Source organism: Azospirillum canadense (assembly GCF_025961225.1).
Lineage (GTDB): Bacteria > Pseudomonadota > Alphaproteobacteria > Azospirillales > Azospirillaceae > Azospirillum > Azospirillum canadense.
Genome location: NZ_JAOQNG010000001.1, coordinates 1,141,234 through 1,165,744, shown reverse-complemented (window position 1 = coordinate 1,165,744; position 24,511 = coordinate 1,141,234). Strand labels below are relative to the sequence as shown.

The following is a 24,511-nucleotide window of genomic DNA, read 5'->3' as shown; positions in this document are numbered from 1 at the left end:
ACCGCTTTTTCCCCGAATCAACCCGATCAAAGGTGGTGTACTGTTACACCAACGGACATGAAGCGGTACTCACCCCGATGACGACGACGACTCCCCTGCGCTCCGAGACCGGCTTCGACGATCACCCCCCGCGCCACGAGCGCCCGGATGGGCTGAGCCGCGCCATCCCCTTCCCCGAACCGCACGTCGACAAAATCCGCGGCGTGAAGCTGATCGCCCTCTGGGTCGGCCTCGCCGCCGGGGCGTGGTGCGTCGTTGCGGGCGTCGGCTACGGCCTCTACGTCGCGGTGCATTCCGCTCTTTGATCAGCCGTCTTCCGGCCGGCGGTTGCTTGCTTCACCCAAAGGTGCGCCGGGACGCCGGCGCGCCTTTGCACGCGTTGATGCAGCACCCGCAAGACACCGATGCGCGCCGCCCCCAACGCTGGCGGAGATCGAACGGTCTATTCTTGGGTACCTTCGCTGTTTGATATGAATTTCGTTTGTATACTTCATATGAACGTGACATCGGCGGGCCCCTGGCCGAAGCGGCTAGACAGACTGAATAAGCCCGTTTGCCGCCGTGAAACGCCGCATTACACCCCTCCCGACGTTGCAAATGGGGCCACGCTGGGCTATTAGGGCCGCATTTCCGAACAAAGCCCCAAGGGGAAGAGCCACATGAAGCTCACTCGCCGCGTTAAAGAAATTCTTGCGAACTACGAGAGCGACAACCCGGGCGTGAAGGCCAACCTCGCCCGCATTCTCATGGAAGGCAAGCTGGGCGGCACCGGTAAGTTGGTGATCCTTCCGGTCGACCAGGGCTTCGAGCACGGCCCGGCGCGCAGCTTTGCGCCGAACGAGCCGGGCTACGACCCGCATTACCATTACCAGCTGGCCATCGACGCGGGCTGCAACGCCTACGCCGCTCCGCTGGGTTCGCTGGAAGCCGGCGCGTCGACCTTCGCCGGCTCGATCCCGCTGATCCTGAAGATGAACAGCGCCAACAGCCTGTCCACGCAGAAGGAAGCGGCCGACCAAGCCGTGACCGCCTCCGTCCAGGACGCCCTGCGCATCGGCGCGTCGGCCATCGGCTTCACGATATACCCCGGCTCCGACTCCATGTACAACCAGTACGAGGAGATCCGCGAGCTGTCGAAGGAGGCCAAGTCGGTCGGCCTGCCGACCGTGCTGTGGTCCTACCCGCGCGGCGGCAACATTTCCAAGGACGGCGAGCTGGCCATGGACGTGATCGGCTACGCCGCCCACATGGCCGCGCTACTGGGCGCCCACATCATCAAGGTGAAGCTGCCGTCGGCCCATCTGGAGCAGGCGGAAGCCAAGAAGGTCTACGAGTCCAAGGGCATCCAGATCGCCACCCAGGCCGACCGCGTCCGCCACATCATGCAGTGCGCCTTCAACGGCCGCCGCATCGTGGTCTTCTCGGGCGGCGCCACCAAGGGCGAGGATGCGGTGTTCGAGGACGCCCGCGCCATCCGCGACGGCGGCGGCAACGGCTCGATCATCGGCCGCAACGCCTTCCAGCGTCCGCGTGAGGACGCCCTGAAGCTGCTCGACCGGATCATGAAGATCTATCAGGGCAAGGAGTAAGGGTTGCCCCAAGGTAACGAACCGACCTGTCGGCTCTACCTCGTGACGCCGCCGGCCCTGGAGCCGGCGGCGTTCGCGCCGTTGCTGGCGGAGGCGCTGGACGCCGGCGACGTCGCCTGCGTGCAGCTGCGCATGAAGGATTGTTCCGACGACGCCATCCGCCGGGCCTGCGACGCGCTGCGTCCCATCGCCCAGGACCGCGGAGTCGCCTTCATCCTGAACGACCATCCCCAGCTGGCGCGCGAGACCGGCTGCGACGGCGTGCATGTGGGGCAGAAGGACACGCCCTACGACCAGGCGCGCAAGATCCTCGGCCGCGACGCCATCGTCGGCGTGACCTGCCACGACAGCCGCCATCTCGCCATGGAAGCGGGCGAGGCTGGGGCGGACTACGTCGCCTTCGGCGCCTTCTTCCCGACCTCCACCAAGGAGGCGGATTACAAGGCCGAGCCGGAGCTGCTGCGCTGGTGGTCGGAGCTGATGGAGGTCCCCTGCGTCGCCATCGGCGGCATCACGCCGGAAAACTGCGGCCCGCTGGTCACGGCGGGGGCGGATTTCCTGGCGGTGGTCAGCGCCGTGTGGCATCACCCGGGCGGCCCCGGCGCCGCCGTGAAGGCCTTCAACACGGCCATAGCCGAGGCCTCGGCGGACTGAGCGCGACGACATGGACCTGTTCTCCTTCCACGGCCTGGCGCTCGACACGCTGGGCATGCTGTTCGGCGTCGGCCTGCTCGCCGGCTTCGTGGACGCCATCGCCGGCGGCGGCGGGCTGCTGACCCTGCCCGCCCTGCTGTGGGCCGGGTTGTCGCCCGCCGAGTCGCTGGCCACCAACAAGGTCCAGTCGAGCTTCGGGTCCTTCTCCGCGGCGCTGAAGTTCACGCGCGACGGCGAGGTGAAGCCGCGCGAGATGGCGTCGATGATCGCCTGCACCTTCGCCGGGTCGGCGATCGGCGCCATCATCGTGCAGATGCTCGACCCCGGCTTCCTGCGCAACGTCATCCCGGTCCTGCTGGTCGGCATCGCCGTCTGGCTGATGGTCACGCCCAAGGCCGGCGAGATCGACGCGCATCAGCGCATCGGGGAGCGCGCCTTCGCCCTGCTCGCCGGGACGGGTATCGGCTTCTACGACGGCTTCTTCGGGCCGGGCACCGGCACCTTCTTCGCCATCGCCTTCGTCTCGCTGCTGGGCTTCAACCTGCGCAAGGCGACGGCGCACACGAAGGTGCTGAACTTCACCAGCAACATCGCAGCGCTGCTGTTCTTCCTGATGGGCGGGCACATCGTCTGGGTCGCCGGCCTGCTGATGGGCGTGGGGCAGTCGCTGGGCGCGCAGCTCGGCGCGCAGATGGTCATCCGCAACGGGGCGGCCATCGTCCGGCCGATGCTGGTCGTCGCCTCGCTCGCCATCACCGCCAAACTGGTCTGGACCGACGAGCAGGGCTACATCCGCGCCGCCATCGGCGCACTGGCCGCCTGGTTCGCCTGACATTCCGGCGTCAGGCGACCCGCAGTCAAGCGATCAGCCGCACCGCCACCATCACGTAGGCACAGTAGCCGACCGCGAAGACGCCGACCCGCGCCGGCGTCAGCAAGCTGCTGCGCGCCTCCCCCGCCACGACGCGCCGGTTCAACGCCATGTAGCCCAGCAGCACGGCGCCGAGGAACCCGAGGTTCAGGGCGTAGAGCGCCACGTTCCCAACAGCGGCGCCGACGATCGACAGCGGCAGCATGGCCAGCGTCAGGGAGTAGATTCCGTCGGCCACCGCCGCCGACACGGCTGACGTCGCCCGCCCCGACCGCGACAGCCGCCACGCGCTGAAGCTTTCCGGCAGGGCGCACAGGAAGCCGGTGATGAACAGCCCACCGACGAGGTCCGAAATGCCCAGCGCCTGGTTCAGCTGGCGGGAGGCCAGCACCGCGACCAGCGCGCCCGCCGCAATCGCCGCGAAGCCCGGCAGTGCTGCCAGCGTCTTGCGCCCGGGCGACTGGCAGGGCACCCGCTCCCCCGGCGCCCTGAGCGCCCGCACCATATAGGCGCCGCAGGCGACCGCCAGGACGAGCCCGTCCAGCGGCTGCAACCCCTCCCAGCCCGGCGTCAGCGTCAGCGCGGCGAGGAGTGCAACGACCAGCAGGTAGGGCAGCATCTGGAGCCACACCGCCTGTTCCTTCACCTGGGGCATGGGCGGGGGCGGCGCCGAGTCGGGGGCCTGACGGTGCTCCGCCATGGCGCGGCGGCGATGCCAGCGAGTCGAGACGTAGGAGATGACGAAGACCAGCGGCAGCGCCGGCACGTTCGAGCCGAGCGCCGTGCCCAGCCCGATGTCCGGCCAGCCCAGCGCGACGCTGGCGATGTTGACCGAAATCTCCGGGCTGGCCGTCGCCAAACCGAGGAGAGCGCCCCCGCCGGTTTCCGCGATCCCCCAATGCTTGCGCAGTTCGCCAAGCAGGGCGCACACCCGCTGCGATCCCCATTGCATCGCCCCGATCCCGACGAGGATGAGGGCGAACCAAAGCACCAACGCTGCCGTTCCTTGCATGCCCACGCAAACACCGGCGGCGGCGGCCCGTCACGGGCGCCCCTGCGGATTGCCGAGCAATCTTATTCCCCTCTCCGGATCATCTTAGAACTTCTGTCGCATACGGAGGGCTTTCGCGTGGAATCCGTAAACCGTCGGTGGCATACATCTTTCGTCGATCGCCAGCAGGCGCCGGGGGCTTTACGTTAACGTCAATTTGTGTATCATTGCGTTAACAACAATTCGGGGGAGAAACAATTGCCCAAGAATGATCTAAAGGCGTATCTGCTGGCCGCCGTGGCCGTGGCCGCCGTCTCGGCCCCACTGCCGACGCTGGCCTCGGGTTATTTGCTGAAGGAACAGAGCGCATCCGGCCAGGGGACCTCCTTCGCCGGCGTGACCGCGAACGCCGCCGGCGACGCCACCGCCCTCTTCTTCAATCCCGCCGCCCTCGGCGCGGTGAACGGGAACGAGGCGGTTGGCGTCGTGTCGGGGATTTTCCCATCGGTGAAGACGTCCAACGCCGTGGGCACGCGCGCGGCGCGGCTGGGCGGCGGGCGCATCAGCGGCACGTCCGATTCGGACGATCTCGCCATCGACGCGGCGCTGCCGTCGGGTTATGTCGCTTACACGGTGTCTCCGGACGTGAAGCTCGGCCTGTCCATCAACTCCCCCTGGGGCCTGTCCACGGACTATCCGGAGAACTGGGTCGGCCGTTATCACGGCGTCCATTCCAGCCTGCTGACGCTGAACATCACTCCGACCGTCGCCTACAAGCTGCTGCCCGAACTGACCGTGGCCGGCGGCATCCAGTTCCAGTACGCCAAGGCGCGCCTCAGCCAGGCCGTGGACTTCGGCTCGATCCTCGCCGCGACCGGTGCGGCGGTCCTGCCGGGGTCGCGCGACGGCATGGGCGAGGTGAAGGGAAGCGACTGGGGCTTCGGTGCGACCGCCGGCCTTCTGTACGAGCCGGCGAAGGGCACCCGCTTCGGCCTATCCTACCGCTCCTCCGTCTCGCACGAGTTGGAAGGCGACGCGAAGTTCGAAGGCGTCCCGGCGGTCCCGGCGCTGCGCGCCAGCTTCGCCAACACCTTCGTGAAGGCGAAGGTCACGACCCCGGACATCATCGGGTTCGGCGCCTACCACGAGATCACCAGCGACTTCGCGGTGATGGCCGACGTCCAGTGGACCAACTGGTCGCGCTTCAAGGAACTGCGGATCCGCTACAGCAATCCGCTGCGCACCGACTCGGTGACCGAGGAGCAGTGGGACGACGCTTGGTTCTTCGCACTCGGTGCCGCCTACAAGGTGAACGAGAAGCTGACGCTGCGCGCCGGCGTCGCCTATGACCAGACCCCGGTCCAGGACCAGTACCGCACGCCGCGCATCCCCGACGGCGACCGCTACTGGCTTTCGGTCGGCGCCGGTTACCAGCTGACGGACAACATCCGGACGGACATCGGCTACACCCACGTGTTCGCCAACACGACCAAGGTGAACCTGACCGACAACCTGACCGGCACCGACGCCTTCCGCGGCAACCTGAGCGCCGACTACAAGGCGAGCGTGGACATCGTCGCCCTGCAGACGAAGATTTCGTTCTGATCACGGGCTTCGCAACGCGGGACCTGTCGGGTTCCGCGTTGCTCCACCCGACCTACGGGTTTTCTATAGGGCGACGGGCAGCCAGAGCACGTCGTCGATGCTCTCCGCCCCGCTGCACAGCATGACAAGGCGGTCGAAACCGAGCGCGATGCCGCTGCTTTCCGGCATACCGTGCTCCAGCGCCGCGAGGAAGTCCTCGTCCACAGGGAAGCGTTCCCCGTAGAGGCGCTGCTTCAGGTCCATGTCGGCCTCGAAACGGGCGCGCTGGGCGGCGGCGTCGGTCAGTTCGCCGAAGGCGTTCGCCAACTCCAGCCCGCAGGCGTACAACTCGAACCGCTCGGCCAGCCGCGGATCCTCCGGCTTGGGGCGAGACAGGGCGGCCATGCAGACGGGATAGTCGGTCAGGACGCAGGGCACGCCTTCGCCCAGGTGCGGCTCGATCCGGTCGAACATGATGCGGAAGACGATGTCCTCCCACCGGTCGCCCGCGTGCGGATGAACGCCGATGCGCTCCGCCTCGGCCGCCAGGGCCGCAGGGTCCGGGTCGTGGGTTCCGTCGAAGGTCGCCAGCAGGTCGATTCCCGCATAGTCCAGGAAGGCGTCCTGCACGGTCAGCACGCGCCATGCTTTGAAGGGATCGCAAACCATGCCGCGGAAGTCGAACCGGCTCCGCCCGGCCGCGTTAGCGGCGGCGCGCACCAGATCCTCGCAATCCTGGATCAGGGTCCGATAGCCCTCCCCCGCCCGGTACCATTCGAGCATGGAAAATTCCGGCGAATGGGTCCCTGACCGCTCCCCGTTCCGGTAGACGTGGGCGATCTGGTAGATCCGCGGCATCCCGGCGACCAGCAGCTTCTTCATGGCGAATTCGGGGCTGGTGTGCAGGTACAGCCGTCGGCGGTCGTCCGGGTGCGGCCCCTGGAGGTCGGTCGCGAAGGCCTGGAGGTGCGGCTCCATGCCCGGAGAGACCTGGAGCGCCGGCGTGTCCACCTCGACGAAGGCGTTCTCCTCGAAGACGCAGCGGACGGCGCCCAGCACGCGGCCGCGCACCGCCAGATGCGGGCGGCGGCGGGCGAAGGTGTCGGGATGCCAGGGGGAGATGCCGGGCGGCGGGGTGGCGAGCATGGCGCTGATCCGGATGGAGAGTTATGCCGCTGCTTAGCAGGGACGGCGCCCGCGGAAAACGGACAATCTGGTGCCGCGCGGCGGTCCCGATGCACGCTCTGGGCTGTTTCGGACGGGTAAAGCCGCACAAAGAAGGCGCATCGCGCCGAATTTGCCTCCACCCGGCGTTGCCTCGGGGCTGGCAAGCTGCTAGGTTCCGCGCCGCCTGTCTCTTGGAAATCACGAGTACGTCATGAAGGTCAACGCCAACACGATGCGTCCCGGCCATGTGCTTGAGCACAACGGGAAGCTCTGGGTCATCACCAAGACCGCCATCGTCCAGCCCGGCAAGGGTGGAGCCTTCATCCAGCTCGAAATGAAGGACGTGCGCACCGGCACGAAGTCGATCGAGCGCTTCCGCACCCAGGAGACGGTCGAGCGCGCCCGCCTGGACGAGCACGAAATGACGTTCCTGTTCGCCGAGGGCGACAGCTACACCTTCATGGACAAGGAAAGCTACGAGCAGATCGCCATCCCCGGCGAGATCGTCGGCGACCAGAAGGTGTTCCTCCAGGACGGCATGGAAGTCACCGTGCAGTCCTTCGAGGGTTCGCCGCTGGGCGTCGAGATCCCGGGCAAGGTGACCCTGACGATCGTCGAGGCCGACCCGGTGGTGAAGGGCCAGACGGCCTCCTCCTCCTACAAGCCGGCGAAGCTGGAGAACGGCGTGTCGATTCTGGTGCCGCCGCACATCGACACCGGCACCCGCGTCGTCGTCGACACCCAGGAAGGCACGTACGTCGAGCGCGCCAAGGACTGATCGTCCTTCGAGTTTTTGCGCACCGGCTCTCGCTTATGGCAGGGGCCGGTGTATTCTTTTTCCGGTTTCGCACGAGATAAAGCACCGCCCATGGCCACCCGCTCCGCCCTTATCAACGTGATGGTCCGCGCCGCCGAAAAGGCCGCCCGCGGCCTTGTCCGCGACTTCGGCGAAGTCGAGCACCTCCAGGTGTCGCGCAAGGGACCGGCGGATTTCGTCTCCCAAGCCGACCTGAAGGCGGAAAAGCTGCTGCGCGAAGAACTGCAGCGGGCCCGCCCCGAGTTCGGCTTCCTGATGGAGGAGACGGGCGGCAGCAAGGGCAGCGACCCGACCGCGCGCTGGATCGTCGATCCGCTGGACGGCACCACCAACTTCCTGCACGGCCTGCCGCACTGGGCGATTTCCATCGCCGCGGAGAAGAACGGCGAGATCGTCGCCGGCGTGGTCTACGAGCCGGTGCACGACCAGATGTTCTGGGCGGAAAAGGGCCAGGGCGCCTTCCTGAACCACCAGCGCCTGCGCGTGTCGGAGCGGCGCAACATGGCAGACGCGCTGCTGGCCACCGGCATCCCCTTCAAGGGTCGCGGCGACCACCAGGGCTTCCTGGTCGAGGCCGAGGCGCTGATGAAGGAGGTCGCGGGCATCCGCCGCTTCGGTGCCGCGTCGCTCGACCTCGCCTTTGTCGCGGCGGGCCGCTTCGACGGCTATTGGGAGCGCGGGCTGGCCCCGTGGGACGCGGCGGCCGGCCAGCTTCTGGTCACCGAGGCCGGCGGCTTCGTCGGCGAGATCGGCGGCGGCCGCAACCCGGTGTTCGGCGGCTCCATCCTGGCGGCCAACGCCCACCTGCATCTGCCGATCGCCAAGATCCTGCGCGGTGCTACCGACCGCAAGGTCACCGGCGCCCCCACTGCCCCGGGTACGACGGGCGTCTGATCCTATAAGCCCCTGTGCCCAACGGGGTATTCAGGCCGCGCTTTGGTGGGGAAACCCGCCGCGCGGCCCAAAGGGCGTTGTCGCTACGCCAATCGAAGGGCTATGGTACCAACGCTTTTCCGTGTAATTGGAAACTCTGCGTTGGTCATCATGGGGATTGCAGGACGCATGAGCCGTTCTCCGAATGCGCCGTCAGGGCGGCCATCAAGGCAGCCATTGCGGCGGGCGGCATGGGTGCGCGTCCTTTCCGCCGCCGCGGTCGCGGCGACCTTCGGCGTGGCCCTGTCGGCGCCCGCCGACGCCGAGATCAACCCGGCCGCCGCGCAATCGGCGCAGCCCCAATCCGGGTCGGCGAAGCTGACGCTGGAAAACGCGCAGCCCCTGCCCGTTCCGCCGCGGCCGGACGTCGGTGCCCGCAAGGCCCCGTCGGCGCCGCCGCGCTTCAAGGCCCCCACCGTGCTGACCGCGCCGGAACTGCCGCAGATCCAGGTCGGGGCGACTCCGGCTCCGCCCCCGCCGCCAGCCGGCGCGCCGCCGGTGCAGAGCGCCGCGAAGTCCCCGACGCCGAACGCCGCCCCCGCTCCCGGGCCGGCCACTCCGCCCGCGCAATCTCGTACGCAGACGGCGGCCCTACCCCCCGCTGCGCAGCCGCCTTCCCAGGCGCCGCGCCCGGCGAAGACTGCCCCGCTCAGCCTCGTCTTCGACCCGACGGCCAACAGTCTGCCCGATTCGGCGGAAGCGCCGCTATCGGGGATCGCCGAGCGGATGCGCGCCAACCCGACGCTGCGCCTGCAACTGCGCGCCTACGCCGAGGGAACGCCGGACACGGTGCGGGAGGCGCGGCAGCTGTCGCTCGCCCGTGCATTGGCCGTGCGCGAACGGCTGGGGGCCGCGGGCATCGCCAGCACGCGGGTGGACATCCGCGCGCTGGGCATGGATGCCGCGGGCGGCCCGTCAGACCGCGTGGATATCGAGTTTCTGAACGAGTGACGTGCTGACCGCCTCCCCCACTGGACGAGTGTGCCCATGGCCGCCATCGCCCCGTCCCCGTATCGAACGCTGGAGGAGCCCTCCCCGATGACGCGCCCGCAGCGCTTCCTGACACGGATGATCCTCTTTCTGGTGGTCGTCGGGAGCGTCGCCGCTCTGCTGTTCCCGGCGCTGCGAGCGGCCTTCATGAACAACCCGGCGCTGAACGGGCTGATCCTGGGCACGCTGCTGGCCGGCATCCTGTTTATCTTCCGCCAAGTGCTGATGCTGCGGCCCGAGGTCGCCTGGCTGGAGCATTACCAGACCAGCGGGCAGACAAATGGTCCTGGGGGCACCGGCCCCGAGCCCGTGCTGCTGGCGCCGATGGCGCGCATGCTGGGCGAGCGGCGCGGGCGCCTGACCCTGTCGGCGCTGTCGATGCGCTCCCTGCTCGACGGCATCGCCTCGCGCCTGGACGAATCGCGGGAGCTGTCGCGCTACCTGATCGGCCTACTGATCTTCCTGGGCTTGCTCGGCACCTTCTGGGGCCTGCTGCACACGGTGCAGTCGGTCGGGTCGGTGATCGGCGGGCTGTCGGTTCAGGGCGGCGACGTCGGCTCCATGTTCACCAACCTGCAGCAGGGGCTGGAAGCACCGCTGACCGGCATGGGCACGGCCTTCAGCTCCTCCCTGTTCGGCCTCGCCGGGTCGCTGGTTCTGGGCTTCCTGGAACTTCAGGCCAGCCAGGCGCACAACCGCTTCTTCCAGGACGTGGAGGACTGGCTGTCCGGCGCCACCCGCCTGTCGAGCGGCACCGGCGGGCTGGAAACCGGCGACCAGTCGGTGCCGGCCTATTTGACGGCACTCCTGGAACAGACGGCGGAGAACCTGGACTCGCTCCAGCGCACCGTCGCCACGTCGGAGGAAGGCCGGCGCGCCGCCAACGCCAACCTGATGGCGCTGACCGAGCGGCTGAGCACGCTGACCGACCAGATGCGCGCGGAGCAGCAACTGCTCCTCCGCCTCGGCGAGAACCAGTTGGAGATGAAGAGCCTACTCGACCGGCTGTCGGACGCGGCCATCGGCGGCTTCGACGACGCGTCGCGGCAGCATCTGCGCAACATGGACATCTACCTCGCCCGCATCGTCGAGGAGTCGTCCAGCGGCCGGGTCCAGGCGGTGCAGGAAATCCGCAGCGAGATCAAGCTGCTGGCACGCACCATCGCCGCGTTGGCGGAGGAGTCGGAGCAGCGGTGACGACCGCCCAATCCCTCTCCCGTCCCGGGAGAGGGTGACGCCAAAGGCGTCTGGTAAGGGTGACGCCAAGGGTCAGCGTCTCGATCTTCGGCAGCACCCTCACCCTCCCGCCGCAAGGCGGCAGGCCCCTCCCTCTCCCGGGACGGGAGAGGGGTTTTGAAAGCGGAAGGAACACGCCACCATGCCCAGCATCAGCCGCCGCAACGGGCATCGCGAGGTCAGCGCCTGGCCCGGGTGGGTGGACGCGCTGTCGTCCCTCGTCATGGTGGTCATCTTCCTGCTGATGGTCTTCGTCGTCGCCCAGTTCTACATGGCGACCGCCCTGACCGGCCGGGACGAGCAACTGTCCAGCCTGAACCGCAAGGTCGCGGAGATGAACGACCTGCTGGCGCTGGAACGCGACGCCAACGCCGACCTGCGTGTGAACGTCGCCCAGCTGTCCGCCGAACTCCAGGGCTCCGTCGCCGCGCGCGACGACATGACGACCAAGATGAGCGCTCTGCAAGGCGACCTGGAGAAGGCGAACCGCGCCGCCGAGGAGCTTCAGCGCACCGTCCGCGCCGACAAGGAGACGATCGAGCTGAAGCTGCGCGAGGCCGCCAGCCTTCAGGCCGACCTGAAGGCCCTGCGCGAGGCCCGACAGAAGCTGGAAGGCGAGTTGGCCGAAGCCGCGGCTGCGCTCCGCCAATCCGACGAGCAGCGGCAAGCCTTGGGTGAGGCCCGGAAGACGCTGGAAGGCAAGCTGGCCGAGACCTCCACTGGCCTCCGCCTGTCGGAAGAGCAGCGCCAAGCGCTGCTGGCCCAGCTGGGCAGCGAGCGCGACCGGTCCAAGGCGCTGCAATCGCAGCTCGCCGACGCTGGCGAGAAGACCATGCTCGCCCAGAAGGACATCGAAAAGCGCGACATCCGCATCAATGAGCTGATGGCCTCGCTGACCGGCGAGCAAGGCGAGACCGGCAAGGCCCGCCAGCAGGTGGACGTGTTGAACCAGCAGATCGCCGCGCTGCGCGAGCAACTCGCCAAGATCGGCGCGGTGCTGGACGTGTCGGAGAAGAAGGCCGAGGAGCAGAAGGTCCAGATCGCCGAGCTGGGATCCCGCCTGAACCAGGCGCTGGCCGCCAAGGTGCAGGACCTCGCCCGCTACCGGTCGGAGTTCTTCGGCCGCGTGCGCGAGACGCTGGGCAACCGGCCGGACGTGCGCATCGTCGGCGACCGTTTTGTCTTCCAGTCGGAGCTGCTGTTCCCGTCGGGCTCCGCGACGCTGGAGGAAGGCGGCAAGGTGCGTCTGGCGGAACTGGCGCGCACGCTGATCGAGATCGGGAAGCAGATCCCGCCGGACATCAACTGGGTCCTGCGCATCGACGGCCACACCGACAACCGCCCGGTCCGCTTCCAGTTCGCGTCCAACTGGGAATTGTCGTCAGCGCGCGCCATCTCGGTGGTGAAGTACCTGATCGACCAGGGCATCCCGCCGGAACGTCTGGCCGCCACCGGCTTCGGCGAGTACCAGCCGCTCGACCCCGGCACCAGCGACGAAGCGCTGGCGCGGAACCGGCGCATCGAGGTGAAGCTGGATCAGCGGTGACAATGAGCCATAGTCCCTTCTCCCTTCCGGGGAGAAGGGACTATGGGCAAACGCGCCCCCCGTTACTCCGCCGCAACCTTCTCCACGGCAGCTTCCGGCGTCCAGCGCAGGACCGGCTTGCGGGCGGCGGCGGTTTCGTCCAGGCGGCGGCGCGGGGTCAGGCGCGGGGCGGCCTGGAAATACTCCGCGTCGCCGGACTTGGCCCGCTCCGCCAGCGCGCGCAGCGCGGTGACGAACTGGTCGAGGCCGGCCTTCGACTCGGTCTCGGTCGGCTCGATCAGCAGAGCGCCGTGGACGACCAGCGGGAAGTACATGGTCATCGGGTGGAAGCCCTCGTCGATCAGCGCCTTGGCGATGTCGAGCGTGGTCACACCCGTGCCCTTCAGGAAGCGGTCGTCGAACAGGCACTCGTGCATGCACGGGCCATCGAAGGACGGGGTCATCACGTCCTTCAGGCTGGCCAGCACGTAGTTGGCGTTCAGCACCGCGTCGTTGGCGACCTGCCGCAGCCCGTCGGCGCCGTGGCTCATCATGTAGGACAGGGCGCGGACGAACATGCCCATTTGGCCGTGGAAAGCCTTCATGCGGCCGAAGGCCGGGCCGTCGCCGGCCTGCTCCACCAGACGGAACGAACCGTCCTTCTCCTGCACGACGTATGGCACCGGCACGAAGGGCGCCAGCGACTCCGCGAAGACCACCGGGCCGGAGCCCGGACCGCCGCCGCCGTGCGGCGTGGAGAAGGTCTTGTGCAGGTTGATGTGCATGACGTCGATGCCGAGGTCCGCCGGGCGCACCCGGCCGACGATGGCGTTGAAGTTGGCGCCGTCGCAGTAGAAGTAGGCGCCGGCCGCGTGCACGGCCTCGGCGATGGTGATGATGTCCCGCTCGAACAGGCCGCAGGTGTTCGGGTTGGTCAGCATCAGGCCGGCCACGTCGGGGCCGAGCTTCGCTTTCAGCGCCTCCAGGTCGACGCGCCCGTCCTCGGTGGCCGGAATGGCCTCGACCGAATAACCGCAGGCGGCGGCGGTCGCCGGGTTGGTGCCGTGGGCGCTCTCCGGCACCAGGATCTTGGTGCGGCCCGTGTCACCCTTAGCCTCATGCGCGGAGCGGATCGCCATGATGCCGCACATCTCGCCGTGCGCGCCGGCGGCCGGGGCCAGCGTCACCGCCGCCATGCCGGTCAGCGTGGTCAGCCAGCGGCCGAGTTCGGCCATCAGCTCCAGCGCACCCTGCACCGTGCTCTCGGGCTGGAGCGGGTGCACGTCGGAGAAGCCGGGCAGCCGCGCCATCTTCTCGTTCAGGCGCGGGTTGTGCTTCATCGTGCAGGAGCCCAGCGGGTACAGCCCGCTGTCGATGGCGTAGTTCTTCTGCGACAGGCGCGTGTAGTGGCGGACCACCTGCGGCTCGGCGAGGCCCGGCAGGCCGACCTTGGCGCGCGGCTTCACCGCACCCAGGCGCGAGGCCACGGCCGGCATCTCCGGCAGGTCGACGCCGCAGCGGCCGGACGCGTCCTGTTCGAAGATCAGCGGCTCTTCGATCTGCAGGCCGCGGTTGCCGGTGACGGTGTCCGGAACGGCGCTGTTGCTGGCGCTCCGAATGTCGGTGGGGCGACCCTGGTTGTTCATGCTCATGACAGAACCTCGGCGAGCGCCTTGGCGAAGGCGTCCATGTCGGACTCGGTGTTGGTCTCGGTGGCGGCGACGATCAGCAGATCCTCAAGCTCGCCCGCGAACAGGCGGGAGGCCGGGACGCCGGCCAGGATGCGGCGCTCGGCCAGCCGTTCCACGACCTCGGCGGCGGGCTTCGGCAGCTTCACCGTGAACTCGTTGAAGAAGCTGTCGTTGACGATCTCCACACCCTTCACCGCACCCAGCTTGTCGGCCAGCTGAACGGCCTTGGCGTGGTTGAGGCGGGCGAGCTGCGTGAAGCCCTCCTCCCCCAGCAGGCTGAGGTGGATGGAGAAGGCCAGCGCACACAGGCCGGCGTTGGTGCAGATGTTCGATGTCGCCTTCTCGCGGCGGATGTGCTGCTCGCGCGTGGAGAGCGTCAGCACGAAGCCGCGGCGGCCGTCGGCGTCCACCGTCTGTCCGCACAGGCGGCCGGGCATCTGGCGGACCAGCTTTTCCTTCACCGCGAACAGGCCGACGTAGGGGCCGCCGAAGTTCAGCGCGTTGCCCAGCGACTGGCCCTCAGCCGCGACGATGTCGGCGCCCATTTCGCCCGGCGGGGTCAGCAGGCCGAGCGACACGGCCTCCGTCACCACGACGATCAGCAGGACGCCCTTGGCCTGGCAGGCCTTGCCCAGCTCGGTGTAGTCGCGGACATGGCCGAAGACGTCCGGGTTCTGCACGACGACACAGGAGGTGTCGCCGTCGACCTGCGACAGCAGATCCTCGCCGCCGGTGGGGGCCGCGGGCATCACCACGGTTTCGAAGCCGATGAAGCGGGCGTCGGTGGTGGTGGTATCGCGGTAATGCGGGTGCAGGCCGCCGGACAGGATGGCCTTCTTCCGGCGCGTGACGCGGTTGGCCATCATGACGGCCTCCGCGCAGGCCGTGGCGCCGTCGTACATGGAGGCGTTGGCCACGTCCATGCCGGTCAGCAGCGAGACTTGGGTCTGGAACTCGAACAGGACCTGCAGCGTGCCCTGGCTCACCTCCGGTTGGTACGGGGTGTAGGCGGTCAGGAACTCACCGCGCTGGACCAGGTGGTCCACCGTCGCCGGGATGTGGTGGCGGTAGGACCCGGCGCCGAGGAAGCTCGGCACGCTGCCGGCTGGCAGGTTCCTGCCCGCCATGGCCGACAGGCTGCGCTCGACCTCAAGCTCGCCCATGTGGTTGGGCAGCCCCTCGATCGGGCCGGAGAGGCGGGCGGCCTTCGGCACGTCGCGGAACAGGTCGTCCACGGTCGAGGCGCGGATCGCCGCCAGCATGGACCGCCGGTCGGCCTCGGTCAGGGGCAGGTAACGCATCTCAGGCTTGTCCTTCCACGAAGGCCTTGTAGGCGGCTTCGTCCATCAGGCCGTCCAGCTCGGCCGGGTTGGTGAGGCGCAGCTTGAAGAACCAGCCGTCGGTCTCCGCGCCGGTGTTGACGCGGGCCGGCTCATTCTCCAGCTCGTGGTTGACCTCGACGACCTCGCCGGAGACCGGGGCGTAGACGTCGCTGGCGGCCTTCACCGACTCGACCACGGCGGCTTCCTTGCCCTGCTGGAGCGCGCGGCCGACGTCCGGCAGCTCGACGAAGACGACGTCGCCGAGCTGGTGCTGGGCGTGGTCGCTGACGCCGACCGTGCCGACGTCACCCTCGACGCGGACCCACTCGTGATCCTTGGTGTACTTGATGGTCATGGCCTGATTTCCCCGTTCGGATGTTTCGGTGTTTCTCAGTCGCGGTTTCTCAGCCGCGGTAATAACGCTGCGGCACGAAGGGCATGGCGGCGACCTTGGCGGCCAGCGGCTTGCCGCGGACCATCAGCTGCACCGGCGTGTCGAGCGCCGCGTGGGCGCGGTCCACATAGCCCATGGCGACCGGCGCGTTGAAGGTCGGGCCGAAGCCGCCGCTGGTCACCTCGCCGATCTTGTTGCCGCTGGCGTCGCAAATATCCGTGTGCTCGCGGGCCGGCTGGCGGCCCTCAGTCCGCAGTCCGACGCGCCGGCGCGGGGCACCGTTTTCGAGCTGGCCCTTGATGATGGCATGGCCGGGGAAGCCCCCTTCCTCGCGGCGGCGCTTGGACAGTGCCCATTCCAGCGCGGCCTCGACCGGCGTGGTGGTCGTGTCGATGTCGTGGCCGTAAAGGCAGAGCCCGGCCTCCAGCCGCAGCGAGTCGCGGGCGCCGAGGCCGATGGCCTCCACCTCGTCCTCGGCCAGCAGGGCGCGGGCGATGGTCTCCGCATCCGACGTGTCGCAGGAGATTTCGTAGCCGTCCTCGCCGGTGTAGCCGGAGCGGGTGATGACCACCGGGATGCCGTTGAAGGTCGCCGGCAGGTAGCTCATGAACTTCATGGTCGCGGCTTCGGGGATGAAGCGCGCCAGGACGCCGGCCGCGGCCGGGCCCTGCAGGGCCATCAGCGCGAGGTCGTCCAGCAGTTCCACTTCGGCCTTGCCCTTCAGGCGGTCGCGCATGTGGGCGACGTCCTGCTCCTTGCAGGCGGCGTTGACGACCAGGAACAGGTGGTCGCCGGCGTTGGTGACCATCAGGTCATCGAGGATGCCGCCCTGCTCGTTCAGGAACAGGGTGTAGCGCATACGGCCACGCGCCAGCCCCTTGATGTCGCCGGGGACCAGGGCCTCCAGCGCCGCCGCCGGGTCGTCGCCGGTCAGGCGCACCTGCCCCATGTGCGACACGTCGAACAGGCCGGCCTTGTCGCGGGTGTGCTGGTGCTCCTTCAGGATGCCCAGCGGGTACTGCACCGGCATGTCGTAGCCGGCGAAGGGCACCATGCGGCCCTTCAGCTCCAGATGGAGGCCATGCAGCGGGGTGGTCTTGAGGTTCTCGGCTGCCTCGGTCACGCGGGTCCTCCGACAAAGGGTCACGACCCCGCGCCGGGATCGGCGCGAGTCCTGCCCCCTCTGTCCTGGACCTGAGAGATTCACCGGCCGGCCTGAGCGTCCGTCCGGTTTACTCCTTCGGTGAGACCGGGCTGCGGTCCTTGCGGGACGGTGCGGCCAGGGCTGCTTTCCAGAGTTGCCTTATCCCCTTGCGGTCCTTTTGCCTGAGAGTTTCCGGGGCGGTTGCTCCTTCGGCGCCGCGGACCGGCGTCCAGCTTCCTGGGGACCGGCTCGCGATCTCTCCCGCGAGGGATCATCGGCGTATGCGGCCTACCCTACCCGGCCGCCGGGGAAAGTCAATCGGGCTCGCGGGCGGTTCTTGCGGAACGGCGTGAGGCGACTCGGGGACCAGAACACGGGCGATCCGCTCCCCGCTCGTCAACTAGGATTATTATCTGTTTCAGTGGATTTGCGTCTCGATAGACCCATTCAAGGCTGATATTCCTATTTTTGTCACCGAGAGGAGCAACGACCCAACCGGAAGTGCTCTTCACCCAATCCATTCACAACGGAGCCCACTCATGTCCGTTCAGACCTTCAACCCCACCGATCTGTCGCAGAGCGCCGCCAACTGGGCCGTCGCCCAGCGCATCGTCGGCCCCTTCGCTCCGCACGCGCAGGTGTCGCCCGACCTGACCATCGCGCTCGACCCCGGCTGTCTGCTGAACGGCACCACCCTGACCGAGGTGAAGGCGCAGGTCGTCGGCCCCTTCGCGCCGCCGGCGTCGGGCTTCCGCATCGACCGCGTGGTGGTCGACCGCACGACGGGTGCGGCGAGCGTGGTAACGGGCACGGCGAACAGCATGACCCCGCCAGCCATTCCCGCCGGCAAGCTGCCGGTCGCGCGGGTATTCCTGGAGGGTACGACCGACATGATCGGCAACGGTGTCATCGCTGATGAGCGGGCGTTGGTGGATCAGACCCCGCAGCAAGTACCGGTGATCTGCCGTGCAAACCTTGGTGGCACGAACCAGTCCGTTCCGATCAACACGTCGTTCATCGTCAACTTCTCGGCCACCAACTTCAGCGTCGGAAGCGGGTATGATGCGGTCAATCACCGGTTCCAGCCCACGATCCCCGGCTATTACGCCGTTCAAGCGTCGCTGGAATACCGCAATCTGACCAGCGGGGCGCTCATCTACGCCTATGTCCACAAGAATGGCGTGACTCAGGCCCAGCATGGCATCGACTCGAACGCGGCGAACAACGTGTGTGCCGTTGGTGCCTTCGACATCGTGTACTTGAATGGAGACACCGACTATGTCGACATTCGCGGCTGGTGCTCCGCCGGTTCCAGCCCTTACCTCCACGGTTCGTCCGTCCTGAACTGGTTCACCGCCGCGAAGGTTGGCTAAGCGCTTGCAGCCTTAGCCGATAAATGCGCAACGCGGGTGTCGGTGCAATTCCGACACCCGCAATTTGATTTCTATTGCTTCATCTGCGCGCGGTTGAACGCCAGTTGCTCCGGTGTCAGCTGGAAGCCGAGGAAAATTTTCCAGTCCTTGGCGTTCGCGTCCTTCGGCAGCGGGATACGCGGGGCCAGTTCCTCGCGGCTGCCGGAGCGGGCCTTGCCGGGCTCGAAAGTCACCGTCGTCTCGAACTCGCTCTTGGTGGCCGGCGATTCCTCGCCCGGCTTGGCGACGGCGACGAAGTAGCGGTAGGTCGCCTCGTTGCCCTGGAGCGCCGGACCGCGCTCCGCCACCAAATACAGGTTCACGTTCACCGTGACCCCGTCGTCGGCGTAGTCGCAATGGCCGCTGAAGTCGGCCAGCGCGGCGCGCGAGGTGATGTCGGTCAGGTCGCGCCCGCCGCCGTTGCGGAACTGCGTCACCTCCTGGAGGTCGCGGACGATGTTCACCTTCGGGCAGGCGTAGGCCGCCGTGGAGGCCTGGGGCGCCCCGTTCAGCCCCATCCCGGAGCATCCGGTGACCGCAAGAGCACCCAGTGTGATCAACAGGGGTGCCAGCGGGCTTTTCCGGTCGGGGGTTCCTATATTACGGTCGCGGCGGCGGTCCATCGGTCTGGCCTAACGGTTGGATTGGTGCGTCTGGCGGCGACTGTAGAGAAGCGGCCGGGCCGGCACAAGGCCGCGCCAGCGTTGCGACACCTCCGTTCGGCACCCCTATTTTCCAGATATCGGAACATCCGCATGACCAAGACGCCCCTCACCATCCTGCTCGCCGCGCCGCGCGGTTTCTGCGCCGGCGTGGACCGCGCGATCCAGATCGTCGAGGTGGCCCTGGAGAGGTTCGGCGCGCCGGTCTACGTCCGGCACGAGATCGTGCACAACCGCTTCGTCGTGCAGAGCCTGGAGGCCAAGGGCGCCGTCTTCGTGGACGAGTTGGACGAGGTGCCGGACGGCGTGCCGGTCGTCTTCTCCGCCCACGGGGTGCCGAAGACCGTTCCCGCGGCGGCGGAGCGGCGCGGGCTGTTCTATCTCGACGCCACCTGCCCGCTCGTCAGCAAGGTGCACCGCGAGGCGGAGCGCCACTTCAGCGAAGGGCGCCAGATCATCCTGATCGGCCACGCCGGCCACCCGGAGGTGATCGGCACCATGGGCCAACTGCCGGAAGGCGCCGTCCTGCTGGTGGAGACGGCGGATGAGGTGGCGACGCTGGAGGTACCGAACCCCGACAACCTCGCCTACGCCACGCAGACCACCCTGTCGGTGGACGAGACCACCAGCATCGTCGCCGCCCTCCAGGCCCGCTTCCCGACCATCGCGGGGCCGAAGAAGGAGGACATCTGCTACGCCACCACCAACCGCCAGCAGGCGGTGAAGGCCATCGCGCCGAAGGTGGAGGCCCTGCTGGTGCTGGGCGCGCCGAACTCCTCCAACTCCAAGCGGCTGGTGGAGGTGGCGAAGCAGAACGGCTGCATGAAGGCGCAGCTGGTCCAGCGCGCCGCCGACATCGACTGGTCGCAGTACGAAGGCGTCGGCGTCCTGGGCATCACCGCCGGGGCATCCGCACCGGAGGTGCTGGTGGAGGAGGTCGTCGCCGCCGCGCGCGACCGATTCGACGTGACGATCGAAGAGCTGCGCACCGCCTTCGAGGACATCACGTTCAAGCTTCCCAAGAACCTGCTGGACGGCGACGCCCCTTCCCGTCTGGCGCCCGCTGACGCATAAATCGCCGACGGGTGATCGACGCGGTCCGGGCAACGCCGCCCACGGCCATTGACCGGCGCCCCGAATCCCGGTAAGGCGCTGGTCCCATGGCCGTCTACACCGAAGTTTCCGACGAGGATCTGAACGCCTTCGTCGCCCAGTACGATCTGGGCGGCGTGCTGTCGTGCAAGGGCATCGCGGAGGGGGTGGAGAACTCCAACTTCCTCCTGGTGACCGGCAAGGGTCCTTACATCCTCACGCTCTACGAGAAGCGGACCCGGCGCGAGGATCTGCCCTTCTTCCTGGGCCTGATGCAGCATCTGGCGGACAAGGGCATCGCCTGCCCGCTGCCGGTCCAGGGGATGGACGGGCAATCCCTGCGGGAGCTTTGCGGGCGGCCGGCGGTGATCGTCACCTTCCTGGCCGGCATGTGGCCGCGCCGCGTCATGCCGCAGCATTGCGCGGAACTTGGTCAGGCGTTGGCCCGCCTTCACCTCGCCGTGGCCGACTTCCGGCTTGAGCGGCCGAACGCCCTGTCGCTCGGCGGCTGGAAGGACCTGTTCGAGAAATGCGCACCGCGCGCCGACGAGGTCAGCCACAACCTGCGCGCCACGCTGGAGGCCGAACTGGCGGAGCTGGAGGCCCACTGGCCGAAGGATCTGCCGGCGGGCGTCATCCACGCCGACCTGTTCCCGGACAACGTTTTCTTCCGTGGCGATACGCTGTCGGGCCTGATCGACTTCTACTTCGCCTGCAACGACTTCCTGGTCTACGACATCGCAATCTGCATGAACGCCTGGTGCTTCGAGATCGACGGTTCGTTCAACGCGACCAAGGCGCGGCTTCTGCTGACCAGCTACCAGAAGGTCCGCCCCCTGTCGAAGGAGGAGTTGGAGGCCCTGCCCTGGCTGTGCCGCGGCGGCGCGGTGCGTTTCCTGCTGACGCGCCTCTACGACTGGCTGAACCACCCGCCGGGCGCCTTCGTCAAGCCGAAGGACCCGCTGGAGTATCTGCGCAAGCTGCGCTTCCACCAGACCGTTCGGGGGCTGGGCGGCTATTGCCTGGGCGACGGCGGTTCTTACGACGTCTGAACCGATGACCGAGCAGACGAAGACCGGCGCGTCCGGAGAAGACGGCCCGAAGGTGGTGGACATCTTCACCGACGGCGCTTGCAGCGGCAACCCCGGCCCGGGCGGCTGGGGCGCCATCCTGCGCTATGGCGCCGTGGAGAAGGAGCTGTACGGGGGCGATCCCGCCACCACCAACAACCGCATGGAGCTGATGGCCGCCATCCAGGCGCTGGAGGCGCTGAAGCGGCCCATGACGGTGCGGCTCTACACCGACAGCGAGTATGTGAAGAACGGCATCACCCAGTGGATCCATGGCTGGAAAGCCAGGGGCTGGAAGACCGCCGACAAGAAGCCGGTGAAGAACGAGGATCTCTGGCGCCGCCTCGACGAGGCCAAGCAGCGACACGCCATCGAGTTCCACTGGGTGCGCGGCCACGCCGGCCACCCGGAGAACGAGCGCGCCGACGCGCTGGCCCGCCAGGGCATCGCCGACATCCGGAGCGCCGGGCGCGGCTGACATGGCGGAGGCGTAGGTTGGGTGGAGGCACAGCCGAAACCCAACAGCGTCGCCGTGGGAAGGCTGTTGGGTTGCGCTTCGCTCCACCCAACCTACGAATTTGCAGCCCTTACAGGGCGCCGAGGACGGCTTCGGCCGAGGAGACCTCGAATTGGCCCGGCTTCTCCACGGCGAGGTGGGTAACCTTGCCGTCCTTGGCGACGAGCGCGAAGCGCTGGCCGCGGGTGCCGAGGCCGTAGCCCGAACCATCCATGGTCAGGCCCAGGGCCTGGGTGAAGGCGGCGTTGCCGTCGGGCAGCATCATCACCTTGCCCTCGGGGTTGTTCTTCTCGCCCCAGGCGCGCATCACGAACGGGTCGTTGACGGCGAGGCAGACGATGGTGTCGACGCCCTTGGCCTTCAGCGCTTCCGCCTGCTGGACGAAGCCCGGCAGGTGCTTGGCGGAGCAGGTCGGGGTGAAGGCGCCCGGCACCGAAAACAGGGCGACCGTCTTGCCCTGGAAGATCGAATCGGTGGTGATGTCCTGCATGCCGTTGTCGGTCAGGTGCTTCAGGGTGACCGACGGAATGCGGTCGCCGACCTGGATGGTCATGTCTTGTGCCCTCCCATTGTTGTTGGAGCGCTCCGGGATAGAAGCGTTCCAGGCTTGAGCTTCTAGCTTCTGGCCGGGGCCCCGGCAAGGCCGTCCTGCCCGCGCGCCCGGTCCAGCGCCTCCAGCACGGCGCCCTCGGTCAGCAGTTCCGGAAGCGCGATGCCCTCCGGCGCACCGGGGCCGTAGACCATGTTGAAGGGGATGCCGTAACGGCCATGGCTGGCGAGATAGCGCGCGATGCCGTCGTCCGGCCGCGTCCAGTCGGCGCGCATGGCGACGAGGTCCGCGTCGTCGAGCCGCTTGGCAACCTCGCCCCGGTGCAGGACGAGCTTCTTGTTGGCTTGGCAGGTGATGCACCAGTCCGCGGTGACGTCCACGAAGACGACCTTCCCGGCCGCGACGTGGTCGCGGATCGCCGCTTCGGCAAAGGGCGTCCAGCGGGTCGATGCCTCGATCACGGCGGACGGCGCCGCGCCGGCCGACGGGCCGAAGGCGGCGGGAATCGCGAAGGCCACAACGGCCAGCAGCCCGGCCAGCGCCGCCCCCGTCCAGCGGGTCGCGGGCGGCAGGCGGCGGCTGAGCCACAGCGCGGCGACCAGCCCACCCATCAGGACGGCGACGGCGACCGCCGCGACCTCCCCCAGCTGGACCACCAGCACCGACAGAAGCCACGCCGCGGTCAGAGCGAGCGCTGCGCCCAGGACGCGGCGCAGGGCCACCATCCACCGTCCGGGCCTGGGCAGCAGTCGAGCGACGCGCGGGAAGGCCGCGACCAGCAGGTAGGGCAGCGCCAGCCCGATCCCCAGCGCGGCGAAGATGGCGAACACCTCCGCCGGCCCGCCGGCCAGCGCGAAGCCCACCGCCGTCCCGAGGAAGGGTGCCGAGCAGGGGGTGGCGAGCAGAGTGGCGAAGGTGCCGGTGGCGAACTGGCCCGCTAGCCCTCCTCCCTCGCCTCCCCCCAGCCGGTCGGCGACGGCACGCGGCAGCGGGACTTCGAACAGGCCCCAGAGGTTCGCGGCGAACAGCGTCACCAGCACGACCATGAAGACGAGGAACAGCGGCTGCTGGAACTGGATGCCCCAGCCCACCGCTCCGCCGGCCGACTTCACCGCGACCAGGGCCGACGCCAGCACCATGAAGGAGACGAGGATGCCCGCCGCCGAGGCGAGGAAGCCGGCGCGCACCGCCCGCGGCGCCCGCCCGCCGTGCTGCACGATGGACAGCAGCTTCAGCGACAGCACCGGCAGCACGCAGGGCATCAGGTTCAGGATCAGCCCGCCGAGAAGCGCGACGCCCAGCATGGCCGCCATCCCCCGGGATGCGCCTCCGGCAGCGCTGGACAGGCCGGCCGTGGTGGTCGCCGCCGTCTCCATGGACCGATCCCCGTCCACCAGGGTCAGCGTCATCGCGCGCCCGGCCAGGTTCAGGTCGGCGGGCGCGTCCGTGGCGTCGAGCCGCAGGCGCACGTGGCGGTCGTCGTCGGAGAAGGTCCGCTTGGGCGCGGGGAAGGACACCGGCGGGTCGGTTTCCACGAACAGGTCCGGCGACACCATGGGGTCGCGCGCGGTGACCTCCACCTCCAGCGCGCCGCCTTCGGCGCGCACGCTGGTGATGGTCAGGCCGGAGGCGCGGCCATCGCCGGGCACCTGCGACTGCGCCCGCGCGATGTCGTTGGCCGAAGCTCCGGGAGCCGCCGGCCCGGCGGGGATGGACAGGGACAGCGTGAAGGACTGCGGCACGCAGATGGTCGAGCAGACCAGCACCTCGGCGTTCAGCGACAGGTCCAGCGGCTTGCCGGGCTCCGTGGGGACGGCGGCGATGGGGAATAGCACCTCGTCGTGGTAGCCGGCCGTCTCGAAGCCCAGCACCGTGAAGCGTTGCGGCGCCGGGTAGGCGATGTCGGCCCGCGCCAGGTTGTCGGAGCCCGACCAGTCCAGCCGCGGGGCGAAGCCGGCGTCGCCCGGCGAGCGCCAGTAAGTCTTCCACTCCGGCTCCAGCCGCAGTTCCAGCCCCAGCGGCACCGTCTTCAGGTCGCCCGTTCCCTGCACGGAGGACACGAGCCGCGCCTCCACCGGGCCGGCCTTGGACCACGCGCCTTCCTCCGCCCACCCCCTTGCGGGTGCGGTCAAGGCCAGGATGGCAAACAGCAGAGGGACAAGCCTTTTCATCGCGCGGACTGTTCTCATATCAAGTAGCGATCCGGCAATACGCCGCCGCTATAATGGATGACAAAGCTTGGCCCGTGCTGTCACACTCGGGTGAAGACGGTTGCAGGCTCCGGCCCATTTGGGCTTCCC

The 24,511-nt window shown here is 68.4% G+C and carries 23 protein-coding genes and 1 riboswitch; of the genes, 14 read left to right on the top strand and 9 right to left on the bottom strand.

The genetic code is table 11. The annotated features are described in order from the left end of the window. Nucleotides 1-77 precede the first annotated feature (77 nt). The 4 genes from M2351_RS05500 (at nucleotide 78) to M2351_RS05485 (ending at nucleotide 3,075) form a co-directional block, all read left to right on the top strand. A complete protein-coding gene (locus tag M2351_RS05500) occupies nucleotides 78-305 on the top strand; it encodes a hypothetical protein (protein ID WP_264655123.1) in 228 nt (75 codons plus the stop codon). Nucleotides 306-659: 354 nt separating this feature from the next. After that, nucleotides 660-1,589 carry a class I fructose-bisphosphate aldolase gene (locus M2351_RS05495; RefSeq protein WP_264655122.1) on the top strand — a complete coding sequence of 310 codons (930 nt, stop codon included), beginning with the start codon at nucleotides 660-662 and terminating at the stop codon, nucleotides 1,587-1,589. Between the two features lie 3 nt (nucleotides 1,590-1,592). Continuing rightward, nucleotides 1,593-2,243 carry a thiamine phosphate synthase gene (gene thiE, locus M2351_RS05490; protein ID WP_264655121.1) on the top strand — a complete coding sequence of 217 codons (651 nt, stop codon included), beginning with the start codon at nucleotides 1,593-1,595 and terminating at the stop codon, nucleotides 2,241-2,243. A gap of 10 nt (nucleotides 2,244-2,253) precedes the next feature. Then, nucleotides 2,254-3,075, top strand: coding sequence for a TSUP family transporter (locus tag M2351_RS05485; RefSeq protein ID WP_264655120.1), 822 nt, complete (start codon nucleotides 2,254-2,256; stop codon nucleotides 3,073-3,075). Nucleotides 3,076-3,100: 25 nt separating this feature from the next. Here M2351_RS05485 and M2351_RS05480 read toward each other — a convergent pair whose 3' ends face one another. Then, complete coding sequence (locus tag M2351_RS05480; protein ID WP_264655119.1) at nucleotides 3,101-4,105, bottom strand: hypothetical protein; 1,005 nt, start codon at nucleotides 4,103-4,105, stop codon at nucleotides 3,101-3,103. 258 nt (nucleotides 4,106-4,363) lie between these two features. Here M2351_RS05480 and M2351_RS05475 point away from each other — a divergent pair, with 258 nt between their 5' ends. Continuing rightward, nucleotides 4,364-5,710 (top strand): OmpP1/FadL family transporter, encoded by a 1,347-nt coding sequence (locus M2351_RS05475; RefSeq protein WP_264655118.1) that lies wholly within the window; start codon nucleotides 4,364-4,366, stop codon nucleotides 5,708-5,710. Between the two features lie 63 nt (nucleotides 5,711-5,773). Here M2351_RS05475 and epmA read toward each other — a convergent pair whose 3' ends face one another. After that, complete coding sequence (gene epmA, locus M2351_RS05470) at nucleotides 5,774-6,835, bottom strand: EF-P lysine aminoacylase EpmA (protein ID WP_264655117.1); 1,062 nt, start codon at nucleotides 6,833-6,835, stop codon at nucleotides 5,774-5,776. Between the two features lie 232 nt (nucleotides 6,836-7,067). On the opposite strand from epmA, the gene efp reads away from it, so the two are divergent. The 5 genes from efp to M2351_RS05445 all read left to right on the top strand — a co-directional run bounded on the left by efp (nucleotide 7,068) and on the right by M2351_RS05445 (nucleotide 12,378). Further along, nucleotides 7,068-7,634, top strand: a complete 567-nt coding sequence (efp, locus tag M2351_RS05465; RefSeq protein WP_264655116.1) for an elongation factor P — start codon at nucleotides 7,068-7,070, stop codon at nucleotides 7,632-7,634. A gap of 90 nt (nucleotides 7,635-7,724) precedes the next feature. Continuing rightward, a complete protein-coding gene (locus M2351_RS05460) occupies nucleotides 7,725-8,567 on the top strand; it encodes an inositol monophosphatase family protein (protein WP_264655115.1) in 843 nt (280 codons plus the stop codon). A gap of 234 nt (nucleotides 8,568-8,801) precedes the next feature. Then, nucleotides 8,802-9,557, top strand: a complete 756-nt coding sequence (locus M2351_RS05455; RefSeq protein ID WP_264655114.1) for an OmpA family protein — start codon at nucleotides 8,802-8,804, stop codon at nucleotides 9,555-9,557. A 36-nt stretch (nucleotides 9,558-9,593) separates the two neighbouring features. Then, the gene (locus tag M2351_RS05450; protein WP_264655113.1) at nucleotides 9,594-10,793 is read left to right on the top strand and encodes a DNA repair protein RecN; all 1,200 of its coding nucleotides are present in this window, start codon (nucleotides 9,594-9,596) and stop codon (nucleotides 10,791-10,793) included. A 181-nt stretch (nucleotides 10,794-10,974) separates the two neighbouring features. Beyond that, complete coding sequence (locus M2351_RS05445) at nucleotides 10,975-12,378, top strand: peptidoglycan -binding protein (protein ID WP_264655112.1); 1,404 nt, start codon at nucleotides 10,975-10,977, stop codon at nucleotides 12,376-12,378. A gap of 62 nt (nucleotides 12,379-12,440) precedes the next feature. Here the strand turns inward: M2351_RS05445 and gcvPB are convergent, their stop codons facing one another. From gcvPB to gcvT, 4 genes are read right to left on the bottom strand one after another with little or no spacing between them, the layout of a single operon-like run. Continuing rightward, nucleotides 12,441-14,003, bottom strand: coding sequence for an aminomethyl-transferring glycine dehydrogenase subunit GcvPB (gcvPB, locus tag M2351_RS05440; protein WP_406567390.1), 1,563 nt, complete (start codon nucleotides 14,001-14,003; stop codon nucleotides 12,441-12,443). A gap of 2 nt (nucleotides 14,004-14,005) precedes the next feature. Continuing rightward, nucleotides 14,006-15,349, bottom strand: a complete 1,344-nt coding sequence (gene gcvPA / locus M2351_RS05435; RefSeq protein ID WP_264655110.1) for an aminomethyl-transferring glycine dehydrogenase subunit GcvPA — start codon at nucleotides 15,347-15,349, stop codon at nucleotides 14,006-14,008. 1 nt (nucleotide 15,350) lies between these two features. After that, nucleotides 15,351-15,725: a glycine cleavage system protein GcvH gene (gcvH, locus tag M2351_RS05430; RefSeq protein ID WP_264655109.1), complete on the bottom strand. Its 375-nt coding sequence runs from the start codon at nucleotides 15,723-15,725 to the stop codon at nucleotides 15,351-15,353. 49 nt (nucleotides 15,726-15,774) lie between these two features. After that, complete coding sequence (gcvT, locus tag M2351_RS05425; protein ID WP_264655108.1) at nucleotides 15,775-16,887, bottom strand: glycine cleavage system aminomethyltransferase GcvT; 1,113 nt, start codon at nucleotides 16,885-16,887, stop codon at nucleotides 15,775-15,777. Nucleotides 16,888-17,068: 181 nt separating this feature from the next. Then, a riboswitch (glycine riboswitch) is annotated at nucleotides 17,069-17,182 on the bottom strand. 265 nt (nucleotides 17,183-17,447) lie between these two features. Between gcvT and M2351_RS05420 the strand changes: the two genes are divergently transcribed. Continuing rightward, nucleotides 17,448-18,281, top strand: a complete 834-nt coding sequence (locus M2351_RS05420) for a hypothetical protein (RefSeq protein ID WP_264655107.1) — start codon at nucleotides 17,448-17,450, stop codon at nucleotides 18,279-18,281. 71 nt (nucleotides 18,282-18,352) lie between these two features. On the opposite strand, the gene M2351_RS05415 is transcribed toward M2351_RS05420, so the two are convergent. After that, nucleotides 18,353-18,838, bottom strand: coding sequence for a hypothetical protein (locus M2351_RS05415; protein ID WP_264655106.1), 486 nt, complete (start codon nucleotides 18,836-18,838; stop codon nucleotides 18,353-18,355). 237 nt (nucleotides 18,839-19,075) lie between these two features. Between M2351_RS05415 and ispH the strand changes: the two genes are divergently transcribed. From ispH to rnhA, 3 genes are all read left to right on the top strand, one after another. After that, nucleotides 19,076-20,056, top strand: coding sequence for a 4-hydroxy-3-methylbut-2-enyl diphosphate reductase (gene ispH, locus M2351_RS05410; RefSeq protein ID WP_264655105.1), 981 nt, complete (start codon nucleotides 19,076-19,078; stop codon nucleotides 20,054-20,056). An 86-nt stretch (nucleotides 20,057-20,142) separates the two neighbouring features. Then, nucleotides 20,143-21,126: a homoserine kinase gene (locus M2351_RS05405; protein WP_264655104.1), complete on the top strand. Its 984-nt coding sequence runs from the start codon at nucleotides 20,143-20,145 to the stop codon at nucleotides 21,124-21,126. Nucleotides 21,127-21,130: 4 nt separating this feature from the next. Next, nucleotides 21,131-21,622: a ribonuclease HI gene (gene rnhA / locus M2351_RS05400; protein WP_264655103.1), complete on the top strand. Its 492-nt coding sequence runs from the start codon at nucleotides 21,131-21,133 to the stop codon at nucleotides 21,620-21,622. Between the two features lie 109 nt (nucleotides 21,623-21,731). On the opposite strand, the gene M2351_RS05395 is transcribed toward rnhA, so the two are convergent. Together M2351_RS05395 and M2351_RS05390 are read right to left on the bottom strand one after the other, a co-directional pair. Then, complete coding sequence (locus M2351_RS05395; RefSeq protein WP_264655102.1) at nucleotides 21,732-22,214, bottom strand: peroxiredoxin; 483 nt, start codon at nucleotides 22,212-22,214, stop codon at nucleotides 21,732-21,734. A gap of 62 nt (nucleotides 22,215-22,276) precedes the next feature. Next, nucleotides 22,277-24,382 (bottom strand): protein-disulfide reductase DsbD family protein, encoded by a 2,106-nt coding sequence (locus tag M2351_RS05390; RefSeq protein WP_264655101.1) that lies wholly within the window; start codon nucleotides 24,380-24,382, stop codon nucleotides 22,277-22,279. Between the last annotated feature and the right edge of the window lie 129 nt (nucleotides 24,383-24,511).

Bases quoted from the DNA above. Each gene is read 5' to 3' on its own strand.
- efp (WP_264655116.1), top strand. From the start codon at position 7,068: ATGAAGGTCAACGCCAACACGATGCGTCCCGGCCATGTGCTTGAGCAC.
- M2351_RS05450 (WP_264655113.1), top strand. From the start codon at position 9,594: ATGGCCGCCATCGCCCCGTCCCCGTATCGAACGCTGGAGGAGCCCTCC.
- M2351_RS05445 (WP_264655112.1), top strand. From the start codon at position 10,975: ATGCCCAGCATCAGCCGCCGCAACGGGCATCGCGAGGTCAGCGCCTGG.
- M2351_RS05420 (WP_264655107.1), top strand. From the start codon at position 17,448: ATGTCCGTTCAGACCTTCAACCCCACCGATCTGTCGCAGAGCGCCGCC.
- M2351_RS05395 (WP_264655102.1), bottom strand. From the start codon at position 22,214: ATGACCATCCAGGTCGGCGACCGCATTCCGTCGGTCACCCTGAAGCAC.
- M2351_RS05390 (WP_264655101.1), bottom strand. From the start codon at position 24,382: ATGAAAAGGCTTGTCCCTCTGCTGTTTGCCATCCTGGCCTTGACCGCA.
- rnhA (WP_264655103.1), top strand. From the start codon at position 21,131: ATGACCGAGCAGACGAAGACCGGCGCGTCCGGAGAAGACGGCCCGAAG.
- M2351_RS05415 (WP_264655106.1), bottom strand. From the start codon at position 18,838: ATGGGGCTGAACGGGGCGCCCCAGGCCTCCACGGCGGCCTACGCCTGC.
- ispH (WP_264655105.1), top strand. From the start codon at position 19,076: ATGACCAAGACGCCCCTCACCATCCTGCTCGCCGCGCCGCGCGGTTTC.
- gcvH (WP_264655109.1), bottom strand. From the start codon at position 15,725: ATGACCATCAAGTACACCAAGGATCACGAGTGGGTCCGCGTCGAGGGT.
- M2351_RS05460 (WP_264655115.1), top strand. From the start codon at position 7,725: ATGGCCACCCGCTCCGCCCTTATCAACGTGATGGTCCGCGCCGCCGAA.
- M2351_RS05500 (WP_264655123.1), top strand. From the start codon at position 78: ATGACGACGACGACTCCCCTGCGCTCCGAGACCGGCTTCGACGATCAC.
- gcvPA (WP_264655110.1), bottom strand. From the start codon at position 15,349: ATGCGTTACCTGCCCCTGACCGAGGCCGACCGGCGGTCCATGCTGGCG.
- M2351_RS05495 (WP_264655122.1), top strand. From the start codon at position 660: ATGAAGCTCACTCGCCGCGTTAAAGAAATTCTTGCGAACTACGAGAGC.
- M2351_RS05405 (WP_264655104.1), top strand. From the start codon at position 20,143: ATGGCCGTCTACACCGAAGTTTCCGACGAGGATCTGAACGCCTTCGTC.
- gcvPB (WP_406567390.1), bottom strand. From the start codon at position 14,003: ATGAACAACCAGGGTCGCCCCACCGACATTCGGAGCGCCAGCAACAGC.
- epmA (WP_264655117.1), bottom strand. From the start codon at position 6,835: ATGCTCGCCACCCCGCCGCCCGGCATCTCCCCCTGGCATCCCGACACC.
- M2351_RS05485 (WP_264655120.1), top strand. From the start codon at position 2,254: ATGGACCTGTTCTCCTTCCACGGCCTGGCGCTCGACACGCTGGGCATG.